The sequence below is a fragment of the Phenylobacterium sp. genome (genome assembly GCF_036677185.1).
GTDB lineage: Bacteria > Pseudomonadota > Alphaproteobacteria > Caulobacterales > Caulobacteraceae > Phenylobacterium.
On the sequence record NZ_JAKFEN010000027.1, the window covers coordinates 96,700 to 122,767 of the forward strand.

Consider the following 26,068-nt stretch of genomic DNA (forward strand, 5'->3'; position numbering starts at 1 on the left):
AGCCGCCCCAAATCCGGGCGCGCTTCCTAAGGTCGGAGAGGGACGCGGAGGACCAGGTGGTGGAGTACGGCGTGGCGACGGCCCACAGTTCTGAAGACACGGCGGCGGGGCCGAACGTGGGGCCACAGGCTTCATTGAACGTCCCGTACGACGAGATGCTGACCTCCCGCGGTCTGGTGCGGCCGCACTACGCGGCCCTCGACGCCCGGATCGCGACCCTGGCGGCGGCCGACATGGCCGAGCGCCAGCGGGTGCTGGAACGCTACTTCCTGCTGCAGGGCATCACCTTCACCGTCTATGGCGGCGAGAGCTCCACCGAGCGGATCATCCCCACCGACCTGCTGCCGCGGATCATCCCGGCCGAGGAATGGTCGAAGATCGAGGCCGGCCTCACCCAGCGCCTGAAGGCGCTGAACATGTTCCTGGCCGATATCTATGGCGAGCAGCAAATCCTGATGGACGGGGTGGTGCCGCGCGAGCTGGTGCTGAGCGCGCCGTCCTATCGCCGGGAGATGCAGAACCTGTTCGTGCCGCACCAGGCCTACGCCAATGTCTGCGGCTCGGACCTGATCCGCCAGACCGACGGCGCCTTTGCGGTGTTGGAGGACAATCTGCGGGTGCCGTCCGGGGTCTCGTACATGCTGGCAAACCGGGAGGCTTCGCGGCGGACCTTCCCGGGCACGTTCCGGGCGGCCAACGTGCGGGCCATCGACCGCTATCCCGACCTGCTGCTGGCGACCCTCAAGAGCATGGCCGCCGACTGGCGACCCAATCCCCAGGTCGCGGTCCTGACCCCCGGGGTCTACAACTCCGCTTACTACGAGCACGCCTATCTGGCCCGGTTGATGGGCTGCCCGCTGGTCGAGGGCCGCGATCTCGTGGTCCACGACAACATGGTCTACATGCGGACCACCACCGGCCTGCGTCGGATCGATGTGATCTATCGTCGGGTCGACGACGACTTCATCGACCCCCTCACCTTCCGCCGGGACTCAGGCCTCGGCGTCGCGGGCCTGTTCAACGCCTACCGGGCCGGCAATGTGGTGATCTGCAACGCGCCCGGCACCGGCGTGGCCGACGACAAGGCCGTCTACGCCTATGTCCCGGAGATCATCCGCTACTATCTGGGCGAAGAAGCCATCCTGCCCAATATCGAGACCTATCTCTGCCGCGAGCCGGCCCAGCTCAGCCACGTCCTGGCCAATCTGGACAAGCTGGTGGTCAAGGCGGTCGGCGCCTCGGGCGGCTACGGCATGCTGATCGGCCCGCACGCCAGCAAGCAGGAGCGCGCCGACTTCGCCCAGGCGATCAAGGCCGACCCAGACAACTACATCGCCCAGCCGACCATCCAGCTCTCCACCGCCCCCTGCCTGGTCGATGGGGCCATCGAACCGCGCCACGTGGACCTTCGGCCCTTCATCCTGTCGGGCGAGAAGATCGTGGTGACCCCGGGCGCCCTGACCCGCGTGGCCCTGCGCAAGGGCTCCCTGGTGGTCAATTCCAGCCAGGGCGGCGGCTCCAAGGACACCTGGGTGCTCACCGAGGGCAAGGAGACCCTGCCATGATGCTCGCCAATCTTCGTCGCAAAGGATCGCGAGCATGATGCTCGCGAGGGTCGCCGACAGTCTCTACTGGATCGGCCGCTATGTGGAACGGGCCGAGCATATGTGCCGGCTCTCGGACGTGATGCTGAACGCCACCCTCGACCGGACCGAGGGGGCGGCCCAGGTGGCTCGCATCGCGCTGGCGGCCGTCGGCGACTCCGACCGCGCCCACCTGACCAATCCCTATGAGGCGACGCTGGCCATGGCGCTGGACCGCGAGGACCAGGGCTCGATCGTCTCCTCCCTGGCGCTTGCCCGCGAGAACGCCCGCCAGGTGCGAGACCAGATCACCACCGAGACCTGGGAACGGCTCAACCTCATCTACCTGAAGATGACCGGACCAGACGCCGCCAAGTCCTTCGCCGACGGATCCTCGGCCTTCCTGCATGACGTGATCGCCGACCTGCACCTGTTCCGCGGCGCGGCCGACGCCACCATGAGCCACGGCGAGGGCTGGCGGTTCTTGCTGCTGGGCATGTACCTGGAGCGCGCCCAGCTCATCGGCCGGCTGCTGGAGGTCTGTTTCGGCGACCGGCGCCGGGGCGCCTTCGACGAGCACTTCGCCCTGGTCAGCGTCCTGCGGATGAGCTGCGCGCTGGAGCCCTATCTGCGGCGCTACACCGCCGACATCCAGCCGCGGAAGGTGTTGGAGTTCCTACTGCTGGACGAGGACTTCCCACGCTCCATCCGCTTCGCCACCGCCCGGATCGAGGAACACACCACCGCGGCCAGCCGCTATGTGGAAGCCGGCCACGCAGGGCCCGAGCGCCTGGCCGGCCGGCTGAAGGCGCGCCTGCAATATGCCGACATGGACGAGCTGCAGGTGGCCGGGGCCAGCGCGCTCATCTCCACCGTGCTGGACGAGTGCGTGGCGATCCACCAGTCGATCTACGAGACCTTCGTCCACTATTCCCTTGAAATGCGACTGCCCGCCTGAGGCGCTGACCGATGCTCTTGGAAGTCCGCCACGTCACCCAGTACCACTACGCCGAGCCGGTGCGCGAAAGCGTCATGGAGCTCTGGATGCAGCCGCAAAAGAGCGTGCGCCAGCGGCTGGTCAGCTTCGACCTGGACCTGGATCCGGCCGCGCAGCTGTTCTCCTACGCCGATCCGTTCGGCAATGCGGTCTATCACTTCGACGTGCCCCAACCGCACGACCGCCTTAACATCGTCGCGCGCTCGGCGGTGGAGACCCAGCCGCCGACCGCCCTGCCCGAGGCGCTGGACATGGGCGAATGGGACCGGCTGCGCAGCGACTTCGTCCGCGGAGAGAACTTCGATTTCCTGCGTCATCACGGCTTCGCGGTGGAAACCGAGGGGCTGAAGGCCTTCGTCGCCGAGCACAAGATCGACGAACTGAAGGCCCTCGACCCCCTGCGCGCCGTGCGCGAGCTGTCGAAGATCATCTACGAGTCGTTCGACTACGAGGCCGGCGTCACCCATGCCGACAGCCCCATCGACCTGGCCCTGAAGGCTCGCCGGGGGGTCTGCCAGGACTTCAGCCACATCATGCTGGCCATCTGCCGGTCCTGGGGCGTGCCGGCGCGCTACGTCTCGGGCTATCTGTTCACCGACCGCAAGGCCGGCGACCGCTCCGATCCGGACGCCACCCACGCCTGGGTGGAAATCTTCCTGCCCTCGACCCGCTGGATCGGCCTGGATCCCACCAACAATGTCGTCGCCGGCGAGCGCCACATCGCCGCCGCCTTGGGCCGCGACTACAACGACGTCCCGCCTTCGCGCGGAGTCTACAAGGGCGAGGCGGAGAGCCAGCTCGCGGTGGGCGTCTCGGTCCGCCGAGCGCGCGCGGCGATCACCGAGCCGGAGTTCATCCGCGTGGCCCAGCCTGCCTTCGCCCAAGGCGGCCGCAGGCGCGGACCGGCCGGCGGCCTCGCCTACGACCAGCAGCAGCAACAGCAGCAGCAATAGGGCTTAGCGGCCCATCCGGAAGAAGGCGACGCCCAGCAGCAAACCGCCAAGGACGATGAGACCGACCTCAAGCGCGACAGCGCGGTGGGGAGACGTCCGGAGACTCGCCAGAAACCGAAAGATCCAAGTCATCACCGCCCCATTTTTCGCGGGGCAACCTAGCGACGGCGCCTTACGGTTGCAAGATATCGACTACGCGCTGAAGATGTACGACCGTTGCGCGGCGAGCCCAAAGCGGACGCCGGATTGGAACCGGCCGGCGAGTTCGCGCGAGAAGGCCGCCTCGATCCGCTGACCGCCGGGGGTCAGGCCGTCCACGCGCACCACCGGACCGCTAGGCGCCACGCGCTCGGTGATCAGGAACAGCTGCTCCTGGCCGGCCGGGGCCAGGGTGAACTCGTGAGGACGCACGAAGGCCACCGCGGCGCCGTCGGCCACGCCCTGGGCCGGCAACTCAATCTCCGCGGCGCGGAATCGGCCGCCCTTCACCGCCCCCTCGAACCGGTTGACCTCGCCGACGAAGCCACAGACGAAGGCGCCAGCGGGCTGGTCGTGGACCTCGTGTGGCATGCCGACCTGCTCGATGGCGCCATTGTTGAGGATCGCCACCCGGTCGGCCAGCTCCAGGGCTTCCTCCTGGTCATGGGTGACGAAGATGGTGGTGACGCCGGTGGCGTCATGGATGCGGCGCAGCTCCTTGCGCAGCGACTTGCGCACCGTGGCGTCCAGGGCGCCGAACGGCTCGTCCAGCAGTAGGACGCTGGGATTGACCGCCAGGGCGCGGGCGAGCGCTACGCGCTGGCGCTGGCCGCCGGAGAGCTGGGCCGGATAGCGCTTGCCCAGGTCGCCCAGTTCCACGAGCTCCAGCAGTTCGCCGACGCGGGCGGCGATCTCGCTCTTGGAGGGCTTGTCCGCGCCCCTGCGCACCTCCAGGCCGAAGGCGACGTTGCGGGCCACGGTCATGTGACGGAAGAGGGCGTACTGCTGGAACACGAAGCCCACCCGCCGCGCCGCGGCGCTGGCATAGGTCATGTCCTGCTCGCCATAGAGCACCTGACCCTTCTCGGGGAACTCCAGGCCGGCGATGACCCGCAGCAGGGTGGTCTTGCCCGAGCCCGACGGGCCGAGCAGGGCGAGCAGTTCGCCGTCGGCGATCTCCAGGCTCACCCCGTTCAGCGCCGGATAGCGCCCGAAGGTCTTCTCCACCGATCGGATGGAAATGGTCATGCGGCGGGTCTCACGATCAATGACGGCCGGGCCGCGACTGCGGCTGGATGAGTTCGAGACCGGCCTTCAGCACCAGGGTGACGATGGCCAGGAAGCACAACAGGGCGGCGACGGCGAAGGCGCCGACGAAATCGTACTCGTTGTAGAGTATCTCCACATGCAGCGGCATGGTGTTGGTCAGGCCGCGGATGTGGCCCGAGACCACCGAGACAGCGCCGAACTCCCCCATCGCCCGGGCGTTGCACAGCAGGACGCCGTAGAGCAGCCCCCAGCGGATATTGGGCGCGGTCACGCTCCAGAAGGTGCGCAGGCCCGAGGCCCCCATGGAGACCGCGGCCTCCTCCTCGTCGGCCCCCTGCTCCTGCATCAGCGGGATCAGCTCGCGGGCGATGAAGGGGAAGGTGACGAAGATGGTCGCCAGCACGATGCCCGGAATGGCGAAGATCACCTTGATGTCGTGCTCGATCAGCCAGGGCCCGAACCAGCCCTGGGCCCCGAACACCAGCACATAGATCAGTCCCGCCACCACCGGCGACACCGAGAACGGCAGGTCGATCAAGGTGATCAGGAAGGGCTTGAAGGGGAAATTGTGCTTGGCGATCGCCCAGGCGGCGCAGACGCCGAACACGGCGTTGAACGGCACGGTGATCGCCGCGGTGATCAGGGTCAGCTTGATCGCGGCGCGGGCGTCCTCCTGCCCGATCGCTTCCAGCGCCGGTCCCAGGCCCTTGCGCAGGGCCTCGAAGAACACCGTGACCATCGGCAAAATCAGGACGCTGACCAGGAACACCGCCACCAGGGCCAGGACGAGCGCCTTGGCCCAGGCGGGATCCTCGGTGGGGTGGCGCGGGCGGCGGCTCATGAGAAACGCCTCGCCCAGGCCTGGATGGCGTTGATGAAGAACAGCATCAGGAACGAGACGCCCAGCATCACCACGGCCACGGTGGCCGCTCCGGCATAGTCGTACTGCTCCAACTCGATGACGATCAGCAGCGGCGCGATCTCGGACTTGTAGGGCATGTTGCCGGCGATGAAGATCACCGAGCCGTATTCCCCCACGCCGCGGGCGAAGGCGAGCGCGAAGCCGGTCAACCATGCGGGGCCAAGCGCCGGCAGGATCACGCGCAGGACGGTGTCCAGCCGGCTGGCGCCCAGGCTGGCGGCGGCCTCCTCAACGTCGTGGGCTAGGTCGCGCATCACCGGCTCCAGGGTCCGCACCACGAACGGCAGGCCGATGAAGGTGAGCGCGATGACCACGCCCAGCGGCGTATAGGCGATCTTGATCCCGGATGGCGCGAACAGGGCTCCGACCCAGCCGTTGGGCGCGTAGAGGGTGGCGAGCGCGATGCCGGCCACCGCGGTCGGCAGGGCGAAGGGCAGGTCGATGATGCCGTTGACCAGGCTCTTTAGAGGAAACTCATAACGGACCAGGGCCCAGCAGGTCAGGACCCCGAACACCCCATTGACCAGGGCCGCGACCAGCGCCGCCCCAAAGGACAGCCGGTAGGCGGTGAGCGCCCGCGCGTTGAAGGCGGCCTCCAGCAGCTCCGGGAAGGTCTGCTGCGAGGCCTTCAGCGCCACGGCGACCAGCGGAACCAGGACGACGAGCGACAGGATCGACAGCGTCACGCCCATGGTCAGCGAGAATCCAGGGATCGCCGAGCGACGCCGGAACATCGGTCTGCGCGCCGCGGCGGCCGGGGCGGTCTCTGGCGGATGGGTCGCCGTCATGCGGTGGTGCTTCGCCCCGGTTGAAACGCCTAAACGCCGACAAACGCGGTTTCGCTGCGTCTCGGTGCGCAGCCTGGCTAATTCCTACTCATCCCATGGACAATATAGATTTTCTGGGAGCACGGCGGGAAACCCTCACGCCGTGGCCTACCAGACGCCTGGAACCAGACGATAACGCACCCGCGCGGCGTAGTCCTCATAGCCCGCGAGCTCGCGCCGCAGCACCTGCTCCTCGCCCACCGCGCGGACCGCGACCAGCAGGGTCAGCAACAGGCCGCCGGCCAGGCCCCACCAGGATCCGAGCATCAAGGCGGTGCCGGCGAAGAACAGCATGACGCCGAAATAGAGCGGGTGGCGCACCAGGCGGTAGGGACCAGTGTCGATCACCGTCTGGCCGGCCTGGACCTTCACCACCGCGGCGGCATAGCCATTCTCGCGGAAGGTCGCCCAGGCCACGGCGAAGGCCGCCGCGAGGCCCGCGGCGCCCGCAACCTGAGCCCAGGTTGGGACCCGCGACCACTGGAACCGCGCGTCCAGGCCCATCAAGACCAGCCAGCCGACGAAGCCTAAACCCACGCAGATGATGAACAGTCGGTCCCAGGCTTTCTGATTCGCCTGAATCGGCGAGCTCAGCCGCTCGGCCAGCAGGGCCGGATCATAACGGGCCATCCAGGCGGCCACCGCCAGGCTGAGAACCGCGAACTCTCCGAGGAACAACCACGCGGCCGGCCAGTCGAACGTCCCGGCCGACGCGAACAGGGCCGCGGCCATGACGACCATCAGAACGGTTTCCTCGAAGACGAGCTTCGTGATCATTCCACCATCTCCGAGCCAGTGTCGGGACGGGGAATGGTAGGCCGGGTGAGGTTCGAACTCACGACCATTCGATTAAAAGTCGAATGCTCTACCACTGAGCTACCGGCCCTTGGCGCGGCGCGTTTAGGGCGCCGGGCGAAGCGGCGCGGACCTTAGGCGGGCGTCCGCGCCGGGGCAAGGCCGGGCGGGACCTTTCCATCCGCGGAGGGCTGGGGCTAGACTTTCGCCATGCGCGCCGCGTTCCGAATCCTGCCCCTCCTCGTCCTGCTGGGCGGCTGCATGACCACGCGCGCCGACGGTTCGCCGGAGGTCCAGACGACCTCGGAGGCCAAGCGCGAAAGCATGGGCGCCGCGGTCGCGGCCCCGCTGCGAGACGTCAACCTGCTGCGGACCAAGATCCCGCCGGTGCTGCTGGAGGCCCTGGCCGATCCCTATCAGCGGCCGGTTCCGCCGACCTGCGCGCGGCTCGCAGAGCTGATCCGCCCCCTGAACGCCGCCATGGGGGACGACCTGGACGAGCCCGATATCGACAACCAGAGCGTCCAGGTCCGCGGCAAGGACGCCGCCCTGGGCGCGGTGGCGAGCGTCGCCTCCGACATCATCCCGTTCCGTGGCTGGGTGCGGAAACTCACCGGGGCCGAACGGCACGACACCCTGGTGGCCGCGGCGATCACCGCCGGCGGCGTGCGGCGGGCCTATCTGAAGGGCCTGGGCGAGGCGCGTGGCTGCCCGCCGCCGGCGACGCCTTCGCACATCCTGACCGGGACCACCGAGGTCCGCACCCAGGAGCTGAAGCCCCGCTATCCGATCCGCTGACGGGCCTTGAACTCGCGGCGGAAGGCCTCGAACCGGCCTTCGGCGATAGCGCTGCGCATGGCGGCGGTCAGGGCCTGGAAGTGGGCGATGTTGTGCCAGGAGAGCAGCACCTGACCCAGGATCTCCTGCGACTTCACCAGGTGGTGCAGATAGGCCTTGGAATAGTGGCTGGAGGCCGGGCAATCGCTGGTCTCATCCAGGGGGCTGTCGTCCTCCGCGAACCGGGCGTTCTTCAGGTTGACCGAGCCCTCCCAGGTCCAGGCCTGGCCGTGGCGCCCCGAGCGGGTGGGCAGGACGCAGTCGAACATGTCGATCCCGCGCGCCACGGCCTCAACCAGGTCGATGGGCTTGCCGACCCCCATCAGGTAGCGCGGCCGGTCGGCGGGCAGCATGGCCGGCGCATAGTCCAGCACCTCGCACATGGCCTCGTGCCCCTCGCCCACCGCCAGGCCGCCCAGGGCGTAGCCATCGTAGCCGGTCTCGACGAGGCGGTCGGCCGACTCCTTGCGCAGGTGCTCGAAGGTCGAGCCCTGCTGGATGCCGAACAGGGCCTGGCCCTCACGCTCACCGAAGGCCACCTTGGACCGCGCCCCCCAGCGGGCCGAGAGGCGCATCGCGTCGGCGGCGCGCGTCTCCTCGGCCGGCCAGGCGACGCACTCGTCCAGCTGCATGACGATGTCGGAACCCAGCAGGTCGGCCTGAATCTCGATGGAGCGTTCGGGGGTGAGGACGTGGCGCGAGCCGTCGATATGGCTCTGGAAGGCCACCGACTCCTCGGTGACCTTGGCGATCTTGGAGAGGCTCATCACCTGGAAGCCGCCGGAATCCGTCAGGATCGGCCGCTCCCAGCGCATGAAGCGATGCAGCCCGCCCAGCCGCGCCACCCGCTCGGCGGTTGGCCGCAGCATCAGGTGATAGGTGTTGCCCAGGATGATGTCGGCGCCGGTTTGGGCGACCTGGTCGACGGTCATGGCCTTGACCGTGGCCGCCGTGCCCACCGGCATGAAGGCCGGGGTGCGGATGTCGCCGCGCGGGGTCTTTAGGGTCCCGGTCCGGGCCGCGCCTTCGGTGGCGGCGATCTCGAAGGGAAAGGCGGCCATCAGGCGGCGCTCCAGAGCAGGCTCGCATCGCCATAGGAGTAGAAACGATAGCCGTCCGCGATGGCGTGGGCGTAGGCGCGTTTCATGGCCTCCTGGCCGGCGAAGGCGCTGACCAGCATGAACAGGGTCGACTTGGGCAGGTGGAAGTTGGTCATCAGCCCGTCGACGGCTCGGAACCGGTAGCCCGGCGTGATGAAGATGGCGGTCTCCGCGGCGAAGGGCCGAACCATCCCGTCCTCCCCCGTGGCGCTCTCGATCAGCCGCAGGGAGGTGGTGCCGACGCAGACGATGCGGCCGCCCGCGGCCTTGGCGGCGTTGAGCGCGTCGGCGGTGCCGGCGTCGACCTCGCCATATTCGGCATGCATCCGGTGGTCGGCCAGGTTCTCGGTCTTCACCGGCAGGAAGGTGCCCGCCCCCACGTGCAGGGTCACGAACCGCAGGCCCACGCCCATCTCGGCCAGCCGCGCCATCAGCTCCGGCGTGAAATGCAGGCCGGCCGTGGGGGCGGCGACCGACCCTTCCTCGTCGGCGTAGACGGTCTGGTAGTCGGCGCGGTCGCGGTCGTCCTCGCCCCGCTTGGCGGCGATATAGGGCGGCAGCGGCATAGACCCGCGCTCGGCGATGACGGCGTCCAGGTCGGGGCCCATGAGGTCGAAGCTGAGCGTCACCTCGCCGCCCTCGCCTTTCTCCGTGAGGGTGGCGTCCAGGGCTCCGAGATAGCAGGCGCGATCATGCATGGCGCCGAAATGCACCCGGTCGCCGGGCGAAAGTCGTTTGCCGGGCCGCATGAAGGCCGTCCAGCGCGACGGCGACAACCGCCGGTGCAGGGTGGCCTCCACGGCGATATCCGAACCCTCGCGGGTGCGCCGACCCTTGAGGCGCGCGGGGATCACCTTGGTGTCGTTGAACACCAGGACATCGCCTGCGCGCAGCTCGCCCGGCAGGTCGCTGACCTTGAGGTCCTGCATCGGCGCGCCGGGCGCCACCAGCAGCAGACGAGCGGAATCGCGCGGGTTCGCCGGCCGCAGGGCGATGCGGTCCTCGGGCAGGTCGAAATCGAAATCAGCAAGCTGCATGGGCCGGCCTCAAGGCCATGGGCCGGCTCACGCGTCAAGCGCGGCTCTATGCTAGGTGGGCGCATGGGCTTCCTTCGAATCGTCGCGACCGGCCTCGGCGCCCTTTGCGCCCTGGCCGCGGTCCTGGCCCAGGGCGGGCGCTGGAGCGGCGTACTGGACGCCCTCACCCACCTGGCCCCGCTCTATCTGGCCGGCGGCGTCCTGGTGCTGGGCGTCGCCCTCTTCACGCCGCAACGGCTGGGCGGAACGCGGCTGGCGGTCCTGGGCGGGATCGCCGCCATCGCCTCGTTGGTCCTCGTGGTCCCGGAACTTGCGGCGGCGGTTCCGGCCAGAGCGCCGTCCGACGCGCCCAGGCAGCTAAAGCTCATCCAGTTCAACGCCGAGCGAGATCCGGCCCGCTACGCAAGCCAGGTCCGGTGGCTGGTTGAGCAGGACCCCGACGTCCTGGTGCTGGAGGGCTCCGGCCCCCAGCTTCGCGCGGCGATCCTGCGGCGCATGCCTCGCCACCTGACCTGCTCGCCGACCTGCGACGTCGCCATCTACAGCCGCGCCCGCCCGGCCTCGGTCGGGCGTTTCGGTGGCGGCAGCTACGGCCTGGGCCCTGAGATGGCGGTGGTGGGATTCTCGCCCGGCGACGGCGGCCACGCCATCGTGGGCCTGCATTATGCGCGCCCGGGCGGCGTGGCCAAGAAATCCAAGACGGCCAAGGCCGTCGTCCAGTCCGAAAACAGCCGCCGGATGCTGAAGGTCGTCGCCCCCCTAGCCAAGCCCCGCTTGATCGTCGCCGGGGACTTCAACTCCGCCCCCTGGTCATTCGTGCGCCGCCGCGAGGACGCGGCCCTGGGGATCGAGCGTCGCACACGGGCGCTGTTCTCATGGCCGGCCCAGGGCCCGACCCCACCGTTCCTGCCCATCGACCATGTCTATGCCGGCCCCGACTGGAGGACGGTGAGCGTCCAGCGCGGCCCACGCATCGGGTCGGACCACTATCCGGTGGTGGCGGTCCTGGCCCGAGTCCCGTAGCGCCATGGAGTTCCTCCGCGCCTTCTTCAACGCCCAGATGCTTGTCGTCGGGCTGGTCTGCGCCAGCGCGGCCCTGGCGGCCCAGGGCGGTCGCTGGAGTCCGCAGCTCGACGTCCTCAGCCACTTCGCCCCGTTCTGGTTGGTCGGCGCCCTGGCGGCGGGCCTCTACGGCCTGACGCTTGGCGAACCCGGCTCGCGGCGCGGCCTGGTCGCCCTGGGCGTCGCCGGCGTGGCGCTGGCCGCCCTGCTGATCGCCCCGGAATATCTGCGCCCGGCCACGCCCAAGGCGGCGGCTGACGCGCCCGACCAGATCAAGCTGATCCAGTTCAACGCCTGGCGCGGCAACCGCGACATAGGTCCGGCCCTCGACTGGCTGGCCGCCCAGGACGCCGACATCATCGTGCTGGAGGAAGGCGAACGCCTGCGCGGACCCCTGGCGCGCCGCACCGGCTACCACCTGACCGAGGGCTCCGAGAGTCTGGCCATCCTCAGCAAGGCCAAGCCGATCGCGGAGGGGGTGCGGCTGCCGCCGGGACGCTGGGCGCAGCCTCCGTTGGCGCGCGCCACCTTCGCCGGGCCCCACGGCGCCTTCACGCTGATCGGCGCCCACTATGTCTGGCCGGTCTATGGCGGGTTCCAGCTCGCCCAGGGTCGGATCGTCGGCGAGCTGTTGGAGCAATTCCCAAAGGAGCGCGTGATCCTGGCCGGCGATTTCAACTCCACGCCCTGGTCATTCGCCCGCCGCGGGGAGGATCGCCGTTTCGGCCTGGAGCGGCGTACCCGGGGCCTGTTCACCTGGCCCGCCACGGCGCCCATTCCGTTGCTGCCCATCGACCAAGTCTATGCCGGTTCAGGGTGGCGCACGGTGAGCATCGCCCGCGGGCCACGCCTGGGCTCAGACCACTATCCGGTGGTGGTGATCCTGGCCCCGATCCGTTCGCCGAACAGATCGGGGACTTGACCGACGGAAACGCGAAGCGTTGCGTCAGGCGTCGGCGGCGACCTTCATCGAAACGATCTTGCCGGGGCTGCGCGGCGGCTCGCCCTTGGGCAGGCCGTCGACCAGGTCCATGCCCTCGGTCACCTCGCCCCAGACGGTGTACTGGCCGTCCAGGAAGGTGGCGTCGTCGAAGCAGATGAAGAACTGGCTGTTGGCGGAGTTCGGCTGGTTGGTCCGCGCCATCGAGCAGACGCCGCGCACGTGCGGTTCGCGGGAGAACTCGGCCTGCAGGTTCGGCTTGTCCGAGCCGGAGGTCCCGGTCCCGGTCGGATCGCCACCCTGGGCCATGAAGCCCGGGATCACCCGGTGGAAAACCACGCCGTCATAGAAGCCCTCGCGGGCCAGTTCCTTGATGCGGGCCACGTGGCCGGGCGCCAGGTCGGGACGAAGCTTGATCGTCACCGGACCGCTTTCCAGCGCCATGATTATCGTGTTTTCCGGGTCCATCACTTCACCTCCGAGGGAATTCTGATCGCGCACGCCGTGAAATCGGCTCCCTTTGCGGCGCGGACGCTCTCGATCTCGGCCTTGAACCAGGCGCTGTTGGGATCGATCACACGCACCGAGGGGCGCTCGGCGGCCGGGATATCGGCCAGGACGCGCACCTTGTCCATGGTGTCTTGCGGTTGGGCCACCGGTTCGCCCACCTTGATGGCGCGAACGGCCTCGAGGCCGGCGATCACCCGACCAAAGGCCGTGTACCGCTTTTCCAGCGACGGATAGGCCTGGCGCATCAGGAAGAACTGGCTGTTGGCGCTGTCGGTCTCTTCGCCGCGCGCCATGCCGGCCACGCCCGGGCAATAGAGCGCCCAGGCCGAGATCTTGCCGTCGGCCGTCATCGCCATGAGCATCGCGCTCTGGCTCATGATCGGCAGGGATTTCAGGAATCCGACCTGGCTGACCGTCTGGTCGGCGGCGAGCACGAACGGCGTCTCGGGTCCGCGCCGGAACAGGAATTCCTGGGCGATGTCGGGCTTGTCCGAGCCTCCCGAGCCGGTGTCCAGCGGGTCGCCGGTCTGGGCCATGAAGGCGTCGATCACCCGGAAGAACTTGCGCCCGTCATAGAGCCCCGCGCGGGTCAGCTCGCGGATGCGGACCACATGGTTGGGCGCGACCTCGGGGATCAGCTCGACGAAGACACGGCCCTTGTTGGTATCGATGACCAGCACGTCCTCGGGATTGGGCGTGCGCCAGTCCGAGGCCTTGGGATCGCCGGGAGCGGCTGGGGCGGCGGGGACCGGGGCGCCCTTGGCGGGCGCGGCGGCGGCGGGCGCGGCCATCGCAAGGACGGCGGCGGCGAGAAGAGCGGTTCGGATCATGATTTCACTCGTAATGGGCGGCGGCCTCGACCGCCAGCCCGACAACACTCAGCCGGCCGCGACCTTGGCCATGAGCGCGTCCTTGACCCGCGGGCTGGTGAAGCGCGTGACGTCGCCGCCAAGCTGGGCGATCTCCTTGACCAGCTTGGACGAGATCGCCTGGTGGCGGGGATCGGCCATCAGGAACACGGTCTCGATCTCACGCTCGAGTTGCTGGTTCATGGCGGTCATCTGGAATTCGTATTCGAAATCGGCCACGGCGCGCAGGCCGCGCACGATGACCGCGGCGCCGATCTCGCGAGCGAAGTGGATCAGCAAGCCCTCGAAGGGCTGGACGATGATCTCGGCGCGGTCGCCGAGGTGCTCGGTCTCGCTGCGAAGGATCGCGACGCGCTCCTCTAGGGTGAACAGCGGGCCCTTACCGGCGTTGATCGCCACGCCGATGACCAGCTTGTCCACCAGCTTCACGGCCCGCCCGATGATGTCGGTGTGGCCATTGTGGATCGGGTCGAAGGTCCCCGGATAAAGCCCCACACGCGTCATTCGACGTCCCCCCTTTTTTGCGGTGCAGCAGGGATTTCACCGGCGGGAGGAATGAAAGCAAGCCATAACTTGGAGGAGGGGCGTCTAGGACAGGACGAGACAGGCCGCCTGATGCGGCGGCGGGGTGTCCGCCGCAGATTCTAAGCGTGACCTCAGGTTGTCGGTGCGAACCCGACCGCCGATGGCGACTTGCGACCCTTGGTAGGCCAATTGCAGCGAAGCCTGCGCTACTGCATCTCGACTGGATGAAGACCCCCGCCCCCTTCGTGGCGAGCCTTATGTTCGCTGGCGCTGCGGCGGCCCATTGCAGCGGTCAGGGACCAACACGCCAGGCGGCGCGCGCCATAGATAGTCCTTGGCGAGCGCGTTCTCCGTCCGGTCTCCAATGTGGCGTGTAAGCACGGCTTCGTGTTACGCTTGGACTTCGATCTTTAGAGTGGCGGCCTGTAGCAGACGCTGGCTCAACTGGCGGACATCCTGCGCAAACCGCACCCCTAGAAGGCGGGAGGTAAGCGATGGCGAGCCGCGAGCATGTTGTAAATCCGTTTGAGTATCTGCTGAAGGGGCTGAGCCGGCCCTTTACCGAGGCGCATTGGCGCAGCGATCCCGCCGCCCGCGCGGCCGCCCGGGTGGCGCCGCAGGTCCGCCGCATCGAGGCGGCCGACCTTTGGGACTCGTTGCGTAGAGGGTTCGACGACTTCGCCGCCGCGCGCGACGACGTGATCTTCATCGTCATCCTCTATCCGCTGGCTGGGCTGCTGCTGGCGGTCGCGGCCGCCCGCTATGACCTGCTGCCGATGATCTTCCCGCTGCTCTCGGGCTTCGCATTGATCGGACCGGTCGCGGCGGTCGGCCTCTACGAGGTCAGCCGCCGCCGCGAGCGCGGCGACACGGTGAGCTGGCTGGATGCGGTCGGCGTGTTCCGCTCACCTGCCATCGGGTCGATCATGGGGATGGGCCTGGTCCTGGTCACCCTCTTCGTCCTGTGGCTGCTCACGGCCTACGAGATCAGCCTGCTGGCGTTCGCCGACGGTGCGCCCGCGACGGTGGAGGGCTTCCTCAAGGAGGTGTTCGCCACCAGCGCGGGATTGTGGATGGCCGCCGTGGGGATCGGCGTGGGCTTCCTCTACGCGGCGGTGGCGCTCGCCATCAGCGCGGTTTCCTTTCCGCTGCTCCTCGACAAGCACGTGGATATGGACGTGGCGATCAGGACCTCGCTGAAGGTCGTGGCCCGCAACCCGGTGACGATGGCGCTGTGGGGCCTGGTCGTCGCCGCCGCCCTGGCGATCGGCTCGCTCCCGGCGCTGATGGGGCTCATCGTGGTCCTGCCGGTGCTGGGCCACGCCACCTGGCATCTCTACCGCAAGGCCGTGGAGCCCTGAACCTAAGCGGCCGCGCCCTATTCCGCGGCGGTATCGTCGCCTTCGGGCTCTGAGTCGTCGCCGCCCTGGTCCGCCAGCCGCTCGACCGACACCACGTGCTCGTCCGCCGCGGTGCGGAAGATGGTGACGCCCGAGGTGTTGCGTCCGACCATGCGGACCTGGCTGACCGGGGTGCGGATCAGTTGACCCTGGTCGGTGACCAGCAGGATCTCGTCGAATTCTTCCACCGGGAAGGAGGCCGCGAGCCGGCCGCCCTTCTTGGTCAGGTCCTGGGCCAGGAGCCCCTGCCCGCCCCGTCCGGTGCGGCGGAACTCGTAGGCCGAGGTGCGCTTGCCGAAGCCCTCGGTGGAGACGGTGAGGATCACCTCCTCCGCCGCGCCCAGGGCGGCGATGCGGTCGGGGCTCAGCGCCGCCAGATCGCCGTCCGCCTCGTCGTCGTCCGGCGTGGGCGCCTCCTCGACCTCGACCCCGTCCTCGCCCGCGGCCCGGCGCATGGCGTTGGCGTGCTTCACATAGGCGGCCCGTTCGGCCGGGGTGGCGTCCACCGAGCGCAGGATGGCCATGGAGATGACGCTGTCGCCCTCCGCCAGGCGGATGCCGCGCACGCCGGTGGAATCACGGCCAGCGAAGACGCGGACCTCCTCGGTGGCGAAGCGGATGCAGCGGCCGAGCGCCGTGGTCAGCAGGATGTCATTCTGGGTGGCGTTGCACAGGCCGACCCCGATGATGGAGTCCCCGTCGTCCAGTTTCATGGCGATCTTGCCGTTGCGCCGGATGCCCTGGAAATCGCTGAGCTTGTTGCGCCGCACGCCACCCGACTTGGTGGAGAACATGACGTCGTACTGATCCCAGGTCGCTTCGTCCTCGGGCAGGGGCAGGATCGAGGTGATGCTCTCGCCGGGCTCGATGGGCAGCAGGTTGACGAAGGCCTTGCCGCGCGAGGTCGGAGTCCCGACCGGCAAGCGCCAGACCTTGAGCTGATAGACCTTGCCGCCGGAGGAGAAGAACAACATCGGCGTATGGGTCGAGGCGGAGAACACGCGGGTGACCGCGTCCTCGTCCTTGGTCGACATGCCCGAGCGGCCCTTGCCGCCGCGATGCTGGGTCCGGTAGGTGGTCAGCGGCGTGCGCTTCACATAGCCGCCGTGGGTGACGGTGATCACCATCTCCTCGCGGACGATCAGGTCCTCGTCCTCGACGTCGGCGTCGCCGTCGACGATCTCGGTGCGGCGCGGCACGGCGAAGGCGTCGCGCACGGCGACCAGCTCCTCGCGGACGATGGCCATGACGTTCTCGCGCGACGACAGGGTGGTCAGGTGGCCCTGGATGGCGTCGGCCAGTTCACGGGCCTCGCCGAAGATCTCGTCGCGGCCGAGTCCGGTCAGGCGCGACAGGGTGAGCGCCAGGATGGCGCGGGCCTGCTCTTCGGTCAGCCGGATCTTGTTGGCGTCGATGACCAGGGTGCGCGGATCGGCGATCAGTTCGACCAGGGGCAGCATATCGCCCGCCGGCCAGTCCTTGGCCACCAGGCGCTCGCGCGCCTCGGCCGGGTCCTTGGACGAGCGGATGATGTGGATGAACTCGTCGATATTGGCCACGGCGATGGCCAGGCCCACCAAGACGTGACCGCGATCACGGGCCTTGGAGAGTTCGAACTTCACACGCCGGACGACCACTTCCTCGCGGAAGTCGACGAAGGCCACGACCAGGTCGCGCAGGTGCATCTCGCGCGGGCGCCCGCGATCAAGCGCCAGCATGTTGACGGCGAAGGAGCTCTGCAGCGGGGTGTAGCGATAGAGCTGGTTCAGCACCACGTCCGGTGAGGCGTCGCGCTTCATCTCGATGACCACGCGCATGCCGTCGCGATCACTCTCGTCGCGCAGGTCGGCCACGCCCTCGATGCGCTTCTCGCGCACCAGCTCGGCGATCCGCTCGACCATGGCGGCCTTGTTCACCTGATACGGGATCTGGGTGATGACGATGGCTTCGCGATCCTTGCGGACAGTCTCGATGGCCGCCTTGCCGCGCATGATCACCGAGCCACGGCCGGTGGCCAGCGCGGTGCGCGCGCCCGTGCGCCCGATGATCTCGCCGCCGGTAGGGAAATCGGGGCCCGGCACGATGTCCAGCAGCGCGTCGAGGGTGACGGCCGGATCGTCCACATAGGCCAGGCAGGCGTCGACGACCTCGCCCAGGTTATGCGGCGGGATGTTGGTGGCCATGCCGACGGCGATGCCGCCCGCGCCGTTGACCAGCAGGTTGGGGATGCGCGACGGCAAGACCACGGGCTCGCTTTCCGAGCCGTCGTAGTTCTCCTTGAAGTCGACCGTGTCCTTGTCCAGGTCGGCCACGATCATCATCGCGGCCTTGGTCATGCGGCTTTCTGTATAGCGCATGGCCGCCGGCGGATCGTTGTCCACCGAGCCGAAATTGCCCTGGCCGTCGATCAGCAGCAGTCCCATGGAGAACGGCTGGGCCATCCGCACCATGGTGAAGTAGATCGAGGCGTCGCCGTGCGGGTGATACTTACCCATCACGTCCCCGACCACGCGCGCGGATTTCACATAGGCCCGGTCGGGCGTATGTCCCTGCTCGTTCATCGAGAACAGGATGCGACGGTGGACAGGCTTCAAACCGTCGCGCGCGTCTGGCAGGGCGCGGCTGACGATCACGCTCATGGCGTAGTCGAGGTACGAGCGCTTCAGCTCATCTTCGATGGCGATAGGGGCGATGCCCCCGCGCCGCCCGTCATCCGGCGGGGTTTGGGTTTCGTCGGTCAAGGAGAGGATTTAGCCGGTTAGAATCGGACACAAAACAGGGTTCAGTAGTTACCATCCGCAGGCCTTGAAGGCCAACTTCCGTCAACGCCCCAACCCAGGTCGAACGCCCCATGAGATATGCCCTCGCCGCCACGATTGCCACCCTTTTCGCAACTGCGGCATGGGCGGACGACGCTCCGGCCAACCTGCGGATCGAATTGAAGAATTCCGCCGGCGCCGCGGTCGGGACCGCCAGCCTGACCCAGGCCCCCAACGGTCTGCTGGCGCGGATCGAGCTCAAGGGCGTCGCGCCCGGCTGGCACGGTCTGCATTTCCACGAGAAAGGCGACTGTTCGAAGGCCGACTTCACCTCGGCTGGCGGCCACGTGCACGGCAAGCCGACCATGGTCCACGGCCTGCTGAACCCCGACGCCAACGAGGCCGGCGACCTGCCCAACATCTTCGTCGCCGCCGACGGGACCGGCCAGGCCGAGGTCTTCTCGACCTATGTGTCGTTGGGGTCGACGGCGGCCCGGGAGGCCCTGGCCGACAAGGATGGCTCGGCCCTGGTGATCCACGCCAATCCCGACGACCACAAGGCCCAGCCGATCGGCGGCGCCGGACCGCGCATCGCCTGCGCGGTCATCCCGGCCGGGTGAGGTCACCTGAGGCTGAGAACGTAGTCCGCGACAGCTTCGGCTTCCTTCGTGTCCTCAAGGCCCGGATAGAGCATGCGCGTTCCCGGAAGGGTCTTGTGCGGGTCGTGAAGGAACGCAGCCAGACGCTGGCGGTCCCAGGTGAAACCTGCGCCGCTCAAGGCTGGCGAGAAGCTGTAACCCAGCGCTGAGCCGGCCCTACGCGCGGACAGGCCCCATAGACTCGGGCCGACGTCGTGGACGCCCGGCTCGACCTGATGGCAGCGCGCGCAGTCCGCGAAGGCCGTAGGTTGCGGCAGGGGCTTCGTCGCGGCCCCGTCACCCCCCGATTTCGAGCACCCGGTGGTCAAGCCAAGCGCGACGACGACCGCCACCTTTGCTGCGATGAAACGGGTCGGTGATCGCCTAGGCATTGGTGTCCATGGGTTGGTTATAGTGGACGGCGGCATAGACGAGCGCCTCGCTACGCGCGAGCTGCCATCCATCGACCGAGGTTATCGCCCCTTGGGCGAAGTCGTCGGCGATCCGGGCATTCAGCGCCGCTTGGCCGACCGCTTGGATTTGAGCCCATTCGGCCGCCACCAACGACTCGCTGAAGTCCGGATTGCACGCGACGCAGGCGCGACCGAGACGCGCCAGGCCAACCTGTTGATACTCTCGGGTCTGGCCGCTGCAAACGAGTTCACGGGCCGCCGGAGTGTTGAGCGCGAGCCCCCCGACGACCAGGGCGCCGCCGCCAAGCACCCAGGCTCGTCGGTTCATCCTCATGCGAATTGCCCATCGATATGATCGGCCAGCCGTAGGGCCAGCGCCGTGATCATCATGGTCGTCGAGCCGCCGCCCACCGTGGGAAACACCGAACTGCCGGCGACATAGAGGTTGGACACCCCATGTACACGGCAGTTCCGGTCGACCACGCCCGTCTTGGGATCGTCGCTCATCCGTGTGGTGCCGGTGTGGTGGTTGCCGCAGACAAAGCCCTGCGCTTCCGACCACGGCTTCTTTGGATCGAAGGTCAGGCGCACACGACCGGTGTTGGTGCGCCCCGCCTCCTGAGCGAAAAGTTGCAGCGCGCGGTGCAGCGAATGCTTCGCGGTGTCCGGCAGCACCCAGTGAAGGTTCAGGATCGGCATGCCCAGGGCGTCGAGCTCAGGCGTCAAGGTTACGCGGCTCTCGGCCACCGGGGGCGGGTCGACAGTGGCGGAGAGCAAGTACCTTATCGGCTTGGACCGGCAGTAGTAGCGATCCACGCCGCGCTCCGCCACGTCGCCGAAGTTCTGCATCGCCAATGCAAGGTCGTCCGCGCTGACCTGCGACAGGTCGCGAGCCCCCAAGGCGTCCGTCAGCCGACCTGCGGCGGCGGTTCCAGGCGTTGACTCATAGACCGGGCGGAACCGGAACAGGATGCTGTCCAGACGCTCGCTATCCAGGATGTGGTCTGACAGGAGGTAGTGGTTGAAGACGAAGATATCTCCCGGCGCCTCGGTGAAGACCACCCGGTCGTCGGGTTCGCGATCCGGGTTCCTCACGAAATCCTGGAGAATTCGGGCATGGTCGGCGAAATAACGGCCAACCTGATCGTGATTGTTCCCCACCCCGTGAGGACTGGATCGCCGAGACGCCAGCATGAGGCGGGGGTTCTCGAGGCCTCCGGTCGCCAGGATGAAGATGCGAGCCCGGACCCTGAACTCGGCGCCGGCCAGGGTCTTGACGACGACTTCCTCGATCTTGGTGCGATCGGGGCCCTCGATCAGTTCGGTCGCGTTGGCATACTGGATGACACGGATATTCTTCGCCGAATCCAACGGCCGCCTATAGGCCGCGTAGGTCCGATTGCCGGTATCGGCGTGTGGGCGTGCGAAGATTTCGGTACGAACCGGGAAGATCGCTTCATCGATGGGCCAGGCGGGGGAACCGAACCTATTGCGCCAATAGTCCGTTGACCAGTTGACGTCCTGCGTCTGGAACATCGCGATCCGTTGGGCCTGCTGGTAGTAGGGCGCGACATCCTTCAAGGAGATCGGCCAACCAACGACTTTCGGTCCTCCGACCGACAGGAAATCGTGATCCCGGAACAGGAAGCACCGGCCTGACCAATGATTGGTCGTGCCGCCGAAGAAGCGAAGACGGCTCGACTCGATTGTATAGGGATCACCCGTCACCGTGGCGTTGGTGTTGAGCTTCTCCGTTTCCCGATCCATCGAGTCGCCGCCGCTCTCGAGCAGGACGATCTTCAATTTAGAGTCGACGAATTTATTGGCGAGCGTAATTCCAGCGGCTCCACCGCCAATTATGCACAGGTCTGCGGCGACAATCTTTTCCGCGATCTTGTTTGCATCGACAAACATCGCGGACCCCGAATCAAAAACTCGCCTTCGAGATTTGACCTAGCCAAACGCCGTTATTCAAGGTCATTGATAGCTTGTCTGCGCCGGACGCTCAGCCGGCGCACCGCCCGCCCCTAGAACGGGATCTCGTCGTCCAGGTCGGCCGAGAAGTCCTCGCGCGGGCCCGAGGCCGGACGGCGCTGGCCGCCGCCGCTGAACCCGCCGCCGCCACTGCTCGCCCCGCCGTAGTCTCCGCCGCCGGAGCTCGCGCCCTCGCTGTCGCCGCGGCCGTCCAGCATGGTCAGCTCGCCGCGGAACTTCTGCAGCACGACCTCGGTGGAGAACTTCTCCACGCCCGACTGGTCGGTCCATTTGCGGGTCTGGATCGAGCCCTCGAGATAGACCTTCGAACCCTTGCGCAGGTACTGCTCAGCCACCTTCACGAGGTTGTCGTTGAAGATCACCACCCGGTGCCATTCGGTCTTTTCCTTGCGCTCGCCCGAAGACTTGTCGCGCCAGGTTTCCGACGTGGCGACGCGTAGGTTGGCGACGCGATCCCCCGAGGTGAGACTGCGGATTTCGGGATCGGCGCCCAGATTGCCGACCAGAATGACCTTGTTGACGCTGCCCGCCATGTGAGTGTCCCTTGCTTTCCGTGCTTGCGCGCTCGCGCTCAGCCCCGACGCTAGCGGACGGCGATCAGCGGATCAAGTTAATGTTCCGCCTTTGTTCCCGCCTTGCAGAGCTTCGTCCACAGATGTCTGCTGCGCTGGACCGCCGCGCCTACTGGCCCGGGGCCTGCTGGGGCATGGCGCCGGGAATGACCAGGCGGCCGTCGCCCGTGCGCACCAGCGCCAGATAGCGGTGCGATTCCATCGTCGGCGCGGTGAAGATCCCGTTCCGTTCGACGAAGATGAAATTGCCCTTGAAGGCGCCGGCGACCTCGCGGTTCGAGCCGCCCATGCGCAGGAATTTCAGCCGCATGGTCTCCAGAGCCGCGGCGCAGTGCTCGAGGTCGGCCACGCCGGTCGCCAGCTTGTTGTATTTGAGCTCGCCGTCCTTCCCCTGGCCCACATGCCAGCAGACGCCTTCTCCGCCGGGCGGCAAGGTTTTCTTGGCGCAGGCGGCGAGGGCCAGGACGGAGAGGCCGGCGATCAGGGCGGTGCGAAGCATGGTGAAGCCTATGGCGGCGATTGCGGCGACCCGAAGGCGTCAGCCCACGGGGGAGATCGAACAGTTCTCGGCCTGGCTGGCCAGGGCCCGGAAGCTGCGGTTGTCGCCCGACACCTCCACCCGTCCGGGGACCAGGCGCAGGGTCTGCTGCATCCAGCGGCCGTAGATGGCGCCGCCCGAACGCTCGCAGCGTCCAGCGAACAGGGACTGCACGCAGGCGTTCAGGGTCATGTCGGCCGGTTGCTTGCGCCAGCCGCCGTCGGCATAGCGCCAGCAGGCGCCGGCCGGGGCTGGCGCGGCGGGCGTCGCGGCGGGGGCCGGCGCGGCGGGAGTCGCGGTCGGGGCCTCGACCTGCGCCTCCTCCACCGGCGGCAGCGGCGTCAGCATGGTGCCGGCCTGGTCGGCGGCCGCCAGGTTGCCGGCCTCGTCGACACCCACGTCCAGGGCCCCTGTGGCCACGCCATTGCGCTTGGCGCAGTCGGCCAGGGTCACCTCGCCCACATACTGGCCGGCGACGTAGCAGCGCAGCGGCCGGGCGGGATCGAGACGTCCGTCGTCGGCCGCGCCCGTCTCCACCACCAAGCCGCCTTGCGAGGCCGGCGGCGGCGGGGCGTTCTCGCCCTTGCCGCCGGAGATCAGGGCCGCGGCGATGCCGATGCCGGCCACGAGGGCGAGAGCGCCGCCCGCCAGGACGAGTCGACTCCGCCGGTCGTTCAGGAATTCCATGGACCTTCGCTAGACCGCGCCTGCGAAGGATTCAAGGCGCCTAACCACCGCTCAGGCGGTTCAGGGCGGCCTGGTAGTTGGCGATCTGGTTGGTCAGATAGGTCGGGACCTTGCCGCCCGACGCCGCGGCGGCGGCCTTCTGGGCGTCGAGCACGGCCTGCGGCGTCGAGGCGGTCTGCAGGTGCTTATAGGCCGCGCGAACCTGGTTCATGGCCGCGGTCAGCTCGGCCAGGGTGTGGTTGACCTGTTCCGAGTCCTTGAGATTGAGGTCCGTGGGCAGGCCCAGGCCGAACATCATCGCCTTGCCGTCGGACGGGACGGTCTTGCCGTCCTCGGTGATGGTGTTGCGGATGATGCCCTCGGTCAGGCCCAGCAGGCTGAGCGCGTCCTTGCCGGTCTTGCCTTCGAACAGCTCGATGGTGGACCGGTCGTTCATCGGCTTGATCTGCAGGCGGCGCACGCCCTCGACCGTCACGGTCTCGACCTTGGCCTGGAAGCCCAGCGCGCGCTTCAGCTTGGTGGCCAGCGTCGTGAAAGTCTCGCCGGTCTCGATGGTGATGGTCTTCTTGGCGCCACTGCCGGACAGGACCTGGAACTGGTCGCCCGTGCGCACCGAGCTGAAGGCGCTGACCTGGGCGGAATCGGTGAAGTCCAGCGTGCCCTTCGGCAGGCCCAGCCGGTCCAGGACCGTTGAGCCCTGGGTGTCGATGGCGATGGCGCTGGGGGCGGCATAGCCCTCCTTGCCGGTGAACCGCCGCGACCAGTCGATGGCGCCGGTGTCGAGGTCGAGCCGGGTGAGAAAGCCGTCCTTCTTGCCGACCGCCGGCTGGCCCGGCAGGTCGGTCCCAGCCGAGCCCGCGATCCAGACCTGGCCGCCGGCCACGGCCACGGAGGTCGCCTTGTCGTCGCCGGTCCCGCCGTAATAGGCCAGCCGATCGGCGCCGCTGGCGCCGAGGCCGGCGTCCAGCCGCGCGGCGAAGGCGTCCGTGCCGCCCGCCAGGGCCCGCGTGATGGTTCCGGCCGAGAGCGCGCCGTTCTTGGTGGTGCCGGCCACGACGACCTGGCCGCCGTCGATGCCGAGCCCCGTCAGCTCCCCGCCCTGCAGATCGCCCAGATCGCGGGTGGCGGTGAGCGACGGCGTGGCCGTCGAGACGTCGAAGCGGCGCAGCACGGCGCGGCCGTTCTCGTTGGAAGCCACCACCAGCGACGTACCGTCGACCACCAGGCCCGCGGGCTTGTCGGCGCCGGTGGAGCCGAAGGCCTGGGTGAACACGGTCGAGACCTTGCCGGCGGCGTCGGCCTTGAAGGCTTCGACATACCCGTCCCAGTCGCCGATCGCCGTCGTCCCCGGCATGGTCGACTTGGACCGCCCGGCGACATAGACCGTGCCGTCGGCGGCGAAGGCGAGATTGGTCGCCTCGTCCGCCTGACGAGCGCCGCGACGCTGGGTCCACACCTCCTGGCCGTCGGCGTCGAACAGGGTGACGAAGCTGTCGGAATTGGTGGCGAAACTGCCGGTGGCGCCGGAATTGAGCGGGCCGTCGGTCGCCCCCTCCAGGCCGCCGGTCACCGAGCCGGCGATGGCGATCTTGCCGTCCGCCGAGACGGCCAGCGCCATGCCAGTGGCCTGGTCGGCCGCGCCGAGGGTGCGAGTGTAGAGCAGCTTGCCCGCCGAATCGTACTTCATCAGGGCGACGTCCTTGGCGCCCTTGATCTCCTGACCCGAGACCGCGGCGTCGACATCGGCCAGGACATAGACCGCGCCGTCAGGCCCGACCGTCGTGGCGCGCACGTTCTGCACCGACTTGGCGAGATCCTCCGCCCAGGCTCGGCCGTCGACCCAATTGGCCCCGTCGTCCTGCGGCGGGGTCGGGACGGAGGTGGTGTCGGTCTGGAATTTCAGCAGCTGGCGGTTGGTGACGCCGTCATTGGTGGTGGTCTTGCCGTCGGGATTGGGGTCGCCGACGCTCTGGGCCACATAGACCGAACCCGCGGTGCTCGGCGCGCCGAAGGTGACGGTTTCGCCGGAGTCGACCTTGACCTTCAGCGCCCAGGAATCCTGGGTGGCCGGAAGGGTGACGGGCTTGCCGCCCACGGTGATGGTGCGCGGCTCGCCGGGGACCCGCTGGCTGGCGAAGCGGGTCTCGAGGCCGTCAGCGGCCAGCTTGCCGTTGATGTGCGCCAGGACGTTGGTCAGGGTCCGTGGCGTCGCGCCCATGTCGTTGAGGTCGATCGCCACATTATGAGTCACGTTCACGCGCTTGATAGACATCGTGAATTTGACATCGCCAGCGAAGGCCGGAACGACGGTGGAGCTGTCGCCCTTCAGCAGAGCCACGCCGCCGAGATACTCTTCCTTGGCGACCGGGGCGCCGATCTTGGTCTTCGCCACCGTCATCAGCTCGCCGCGGTTCAAGCGGATCTGGTCGAACTCCGCGCTGTCGGCATAGGCGGTGATCTCGGCCAGACCCTTGGTGAAGATCTGCTGGATGCGGTTCTTCTCGGTCGAGGTCAGGTTCTTGCCGTTCATCCGCTCGGCCACGCCGTTCAGAGTGCTTAGTCCCTGATAGAGCGCGAAGAGCTTGCGGTAGTCGGCGCTCGCGCCCGGCAGGTCGAGCTTGGCGGCGCTCTCGTCCACCAGCTTCTTGCCGAGCATGGCGCTCTTCACCGCCTCGGAGACCTGCTCGTCGATCTTGGTGTTGGTGATCGACCAGGGGGCGGTCGGCGCATACTTCTTGCCCAGCAGCGCGGACGTGCTCGAGGCCCCCGTCCCGCCGTAGCGCGACTGGTAGTAGCTGGTCAGCAGATTGGTGTCGAAGCTGATCGCCATGGTTCGCCGTCCGCGGGCGCAGTCCCGCCAC

General features: G+C 68.1%; 25 protein-coding genes and 1 tRNA gene. 8 read left to right on the forward strand and 18 right to left on the reverse strand.

Annotated elements, in window-relative coordinates; translation table 11 throughout:
* The first annotated feature begins 155 nt into the window (after positions 1 to 155).
* From V6M51_RS16640 to V6M51_RS16650, 3 genes are read left to right on the forward strand one after another with little or no spacing between them, the layout of a single operon-like run.
* The gene (locus V6M51_RS16640) at positions 156 to 1,565 is read left to right on the forward strand and encodes a circularly permuted type 2 ATP-grasp protein (RefSeq protein WP_332769062.1); all 1,410 of its coding nucleotides are present in this window, start codon (positions 156 to 158) and stop codon (positions 1,563 to 1,565) included.
* 34 nt (positions 1,566 to 1,599) lie between these two features.
* Positions 1,600 to 2,541: an alpha-E domain-containing protein gene (locus V6M51_RS16645; protein WP_332768961.1), complete on the forward strand. Its 942-nt coding sequence runs from the start codon at positions 1,600 to 1,602 to the stop codon at positions 2,539 to 2,541.
* Between the two features lie 11 nt (positions 2,542 to 2,552).
* Positions 2,553 to 3,533, forward strand: coding sequence for a transglutaminase family protein (locus tag V6M51_RS16650; RefSeq protein WP_332768962.1), 981 nt, complete (start codon positions 2,553 to 2,555; stop codon positions 3,531 to 3,533).
* Positions 3,534 to 3,725: 192 nt separating this feature from the next.
* Here the strand turns inward: V6M51_RS16650 and V6M51_RS16655 are convergent, their stop codons facing one another.
* The 5 genes from V6M51_RS16655 to V6M51_RS16675 form a co-directional block, all read right to left on the reverse strand.
* Positions 3,726 to 4,760: a sulfate/molybdate ABC transporter ATP-binding protein gene (locus V6M51_RS16655; protein ID WP_332768963.1), complete on the reverse strand. Its 1,035-nt coding sequence runs from the start codon at positions 4,758 to 4,760 to the stop codon at positions 3,726 to 3,728.
* Between the two features lie 16 nt (positions 4,761 to 4,776).
* A complete protein-coding gene (gene cysW / locus V6M51_RS16660; RefSeq protein ID WP_332768965.1) occupies positions 4,777 to 5,622 on the reverse strand; it encodes a sulfate ABC transporter permease subunit CysW in 846 nt (281 codons plus the stop codon).
* The gene (cysT, locus tag V6M51_RS16665; protein WP_332768967.1) at positions 5,619 to 6,491 is read right to left on the reverse strand and encodes a sulfate ABC transporter permease subunit CysT; all 873 of its coding nucleotides are present in this window, start codon (positions 6,489 to 6,491) and stop codon (positions 5,619 to 5,621) included. Before cysT ends, cysW begins: the two co-directional genes overlap by 4 nt.
* Positions 6,492 to 6,638: 147 nt before the next feature.
* Positions 6,639 to 7,307, reverse strand: coding sequence for a methyltransferase family protein (locus V6M51_RS16670; protein ID WP_332768969.1), 669 nt, complete (start codon positions 7,305 to 7,307; stop codon positions 6,639 to 6,641).
* Positions 7,308 to 7,341: 34 nt separating this feature from the next.
* A tRNA-Lys gene (locus V6M51_RS16675) sits at positions 7,342 to 7,416 on the reverse strand.
* 119 nt (positions 7,417 to 7,535) lie between these two features.
* Between V6M51_RS16675 and V6M51_RS16680 the strand changes: the two genes are divergently transcribed.
* Complete coding sequence (locus V6M51_RS16680) at positions 7,536 to 8,123, forward strand: hypothetical protein (protein ID WP_332768971.1); 588 nt, start codon at positions 7,536 to 7,538, stop codon at positions 8,121 to 8,123.
* Here the strand turns inward: V6M51_RS16680 and tgt are convergent.
* Together tgt and queA are read right to left on the reverse strand one after the other, a co-directional pair.
* The gene (gene tgt / locus V6M51_RS16685; protein ID WP_332768973.1) at positions 8,108 to 9,223 is read right to left on the reverse strand and encodes a tRNA guanosine(34) transglycosylase Tgt; all 1,116 of its coding nucleotides are present in this window, start codon (positions 9,221 to 9,223) and stop codon (positions 8,108 to 8,110) included. The two genes, V6M51_RS16680 and tgt, sit on opposite strands and share 16 nt — an antisense overlap.
* Positions 9,223 to 10,299 carry a tRNA preQ1(34) S-adenosylmethionine ribosyltransferase-isomerase QueA gene (gene queA, locus V6M51_RS16690; protein WP_332768975.1) on the reverse strand — a complete coding sequence of 359 codons (1,077 nt, stop codon included), beginning with the start codon at positions 10,297 to 10,299 and terminating at the stop codon, positions 9,223 to 9,225. Before queA ends, tgt begins: the two co-directional genes overlap by 1 nt.
* 63 nt (positions 10,300 to 10,362) lie before the next feature.
* On the opposite strand from queA, the gene V6M51_RS16695 reads away from it, so the two are divergent.
* Positions 10,363 to 11,322 (forward strand): endonuclease/exonuclease/phosphatase family protein, encoded by a 960-nt coding sequence (locus tag V6M51_RS16695; RefSeq protein ID WP_332768976.1) that lies wholly within the window; start codon positions 10,363 to 10,365, stop codon positions 11,320 to 11,322.
* A gap of 4 nt (positions 11,323 to 11,326) precedes the next feature.
* Positions 11,327 to 12,283 (forward strand): endonuclease/exonuclease/phosphatase family protein, encoded by a 957-nt coding sequence (locus V6M51_RS16700; protein ID WP_332768977.1) that lies wholly within the window; start codon positions 11,327 to 11,329, stop codon positions 12,281 to 12,283.
* A gap of 24 nt (positions 12,284 to 12,307) precedes the next feature.
* Here the strand turns inward: V6M51_RS16700 and V6M51_RS16705 are convergent, their stop codons facing one another.
* Genes V6M51_RS16705 through coaD form a run of 3 tightly spaced genes read right to left on the reverse strand, consistent with a single transcriptional unit; the run spans position 12,308 to position 14,184 of the window.
* Entirely contained in the window at positions 12,308 to 12,769 is a 462-nt protein-coding gene (locus tag V6M51_RS16705) for a peptidylprolyl isomerase (RefSeq protein ID WP_332768978.1), read from the reverse strand.
* Positions 12,769 to 13,641: a peptidylprolyl isomerase gene (locus V6M51_RS16710; protein WP_332768979.1), complete on the reverse strand. Its 873-nt coding sequence runs from the start codon at positions 13,639 to 13,641 to the stop codon at positions 12,769 to 12,771. Before V6M51_RS16710 ends, V6M51_RS16705 begins: the two co-directional genes overlap by 1 nt.
* A gap of 48 nt (positions 13,642 to 13,689) precedes the next feature.
* Positions 13,690 to 14,184: a pantetheine-phosphate adenylyltransferase gene (gene coaD, locus V6M51_RS16715; protein ID WP_332768980.1), complete on the reverse strand. Its 495-nt coding sequence runs from the start codon at positions 14,182 to 14,184 to the stop codon at positions 13,690 to 13,692.
* A gap of 515 nt (positions 14,185 to 14,699) precedes the next feature.
* On the opposite strand from coaD, the gene V6M51_RS16720 reads away from it, so the two are divergent.
* The gene (locus V6M51_RS16720) at positions 14,700 to 15,566 is read left to right on the forward strand and encodes a DUF2189 domain-containing protein (protein WP_332768982.1); all 867 of its coding nucleotides are present in this window, start codon (positions 14,700 to 14,702) and stop codon (positions 15,564 to 15,566) included.
* Positions 15,567 to 15,583: 17 nt separating this feature from the next.
* Here the strand turns inward: V6M51_RS16720 and gyrA are convergent, their stop codons facing one another.
* Complete coding sequence (gene gyrA, locus V6M51_RS16725) at positions 15,584 to 18,346, reverse strand: DNA gyrase subunit A (RefSeq protein ID WP_332768983.1); 2,763 nt, start codon at positions 18,344 to 18,346, stop codon at positions 15,584 to 15,586.
* A 110-nt stretch (positions 18,347 to 18,456) separates the two neighbouring features.
* Between gyrA and V6M51_RS16730 the strand changes: the two genes are divergently transcribed.
* Positions 18,457 to 18,984, forward strand: coding sequence for a superoxide dismutase family protein (locus V6M51_RS16730; RefSeq protein ID WP_332768984.1), 528 nt, complete (start codon positions 18,457 to 18,459; stop codon positions 18,982 to 18,984).
* 2 nt (positions 18,985 to 18,986) lie between these two features.
* Here V6M51_RS16730 and V6M51_RS23920 read toward each other — a convergent pair whose 3' ends face one another.
* The 7 genes from V6M51_RS23920 to V6M51_RS16760 form a co-directional block, all read right to left on the reverse strand.
* The gene (locus V6M51_RS23920; protein ID WP_442957862.1) at positions 18,987 to 19,466 is read right to left on the reverse strand and encodes a c-type cytochrome; all 480 of its coding nucleotides are present in this window, start codon (positions 19,464 to 19,466) and stop codon (positions 18,987 to 18,989) included.
* Positions 19,387 to 19,749, reverse strand: a complete 363-nt coding sequence (locus V6M51_RS16735; protein ID WP_332768986.1) for a hypothetical protein — start codon at positions 19,747 to 19,749, stop codon at positions 19,387 to 19,389. The genes V6M51_RS23920 and V6M51_RS16735 overlap by 80 nt, the downstream gene beginning before the upstream one ends.
* The gene (locus V6M51_RS16740; RefSeq protein ID WP_332768988.1) at positions 19,746 to 21,329 is read right to left on the reverse strand and encodes a GMC family oxidoreductase; all 1,584 of its coding nucleotides are present in this window, start codon (positions 21,327 to 21,329) and stop codon (positions 19,746 to 19,748) included. The genes V6M51_RS16735 and V6M51_RS16740 overlap by 4 nt, the downstream gene beginning before the upstream one ends.
* A 113-nt stretch (positions 21,330 to 21,442) precedes the next feature.
* Entirely contained in the window at positions 21,443 to 21,943 is a 501-nt protein-coding gene (locus V6M51_RS16745; protein WP_332768990.1) for a single-stranded DNA-binding protein, read from the reverse strand.
* 148 nt (positions 21,944 to 22,091) lie between these two features.
* Positions 22,092 to 22,481 carry a hypothetical protein gene (locus tag V6M51_RS16750; protein WP_332768991.1) on the reverse strand — a complete coding sequence of 130 codons (390 nt, stop codon included), beginning with the start codon at positions 22,479 to 22,481 and terminating at the stop codon, positions 22,092 to 22,094.
* Positions 22,482 to 22,520: 39 nt separating this feature from the next.
* Positions 22,521 to 23,207 carry a hypothetical protein gene (locus V6M51_RS16755; protein ID WP_332768993.1) on the reverse strand — a complete coding sequence of 229 codons (687 nt, stop codon included), beginning with the start codon at positions 23,205 to 23,207 and terminating at the stop codon, positions 22,521 to 22,523.
* A gap of 40 nt (positions 23,208 to 23,247) precedes the next feature.
* The gene (locus V6M51_RS16760) at positions 23,248 to 26,037 is read right to left on the reverse strand and encodes a hypothetical protein (protein WP_332768995.1); all 2,790 of its coding nucleotides are present in this window, start codon (positions 26,035 to 26,037) and stop codon (positions 23,248 to 23,250) included.
* Between the last annotated feature and the right edge of the window lie 31 nt (positions 26,038 to 26,068).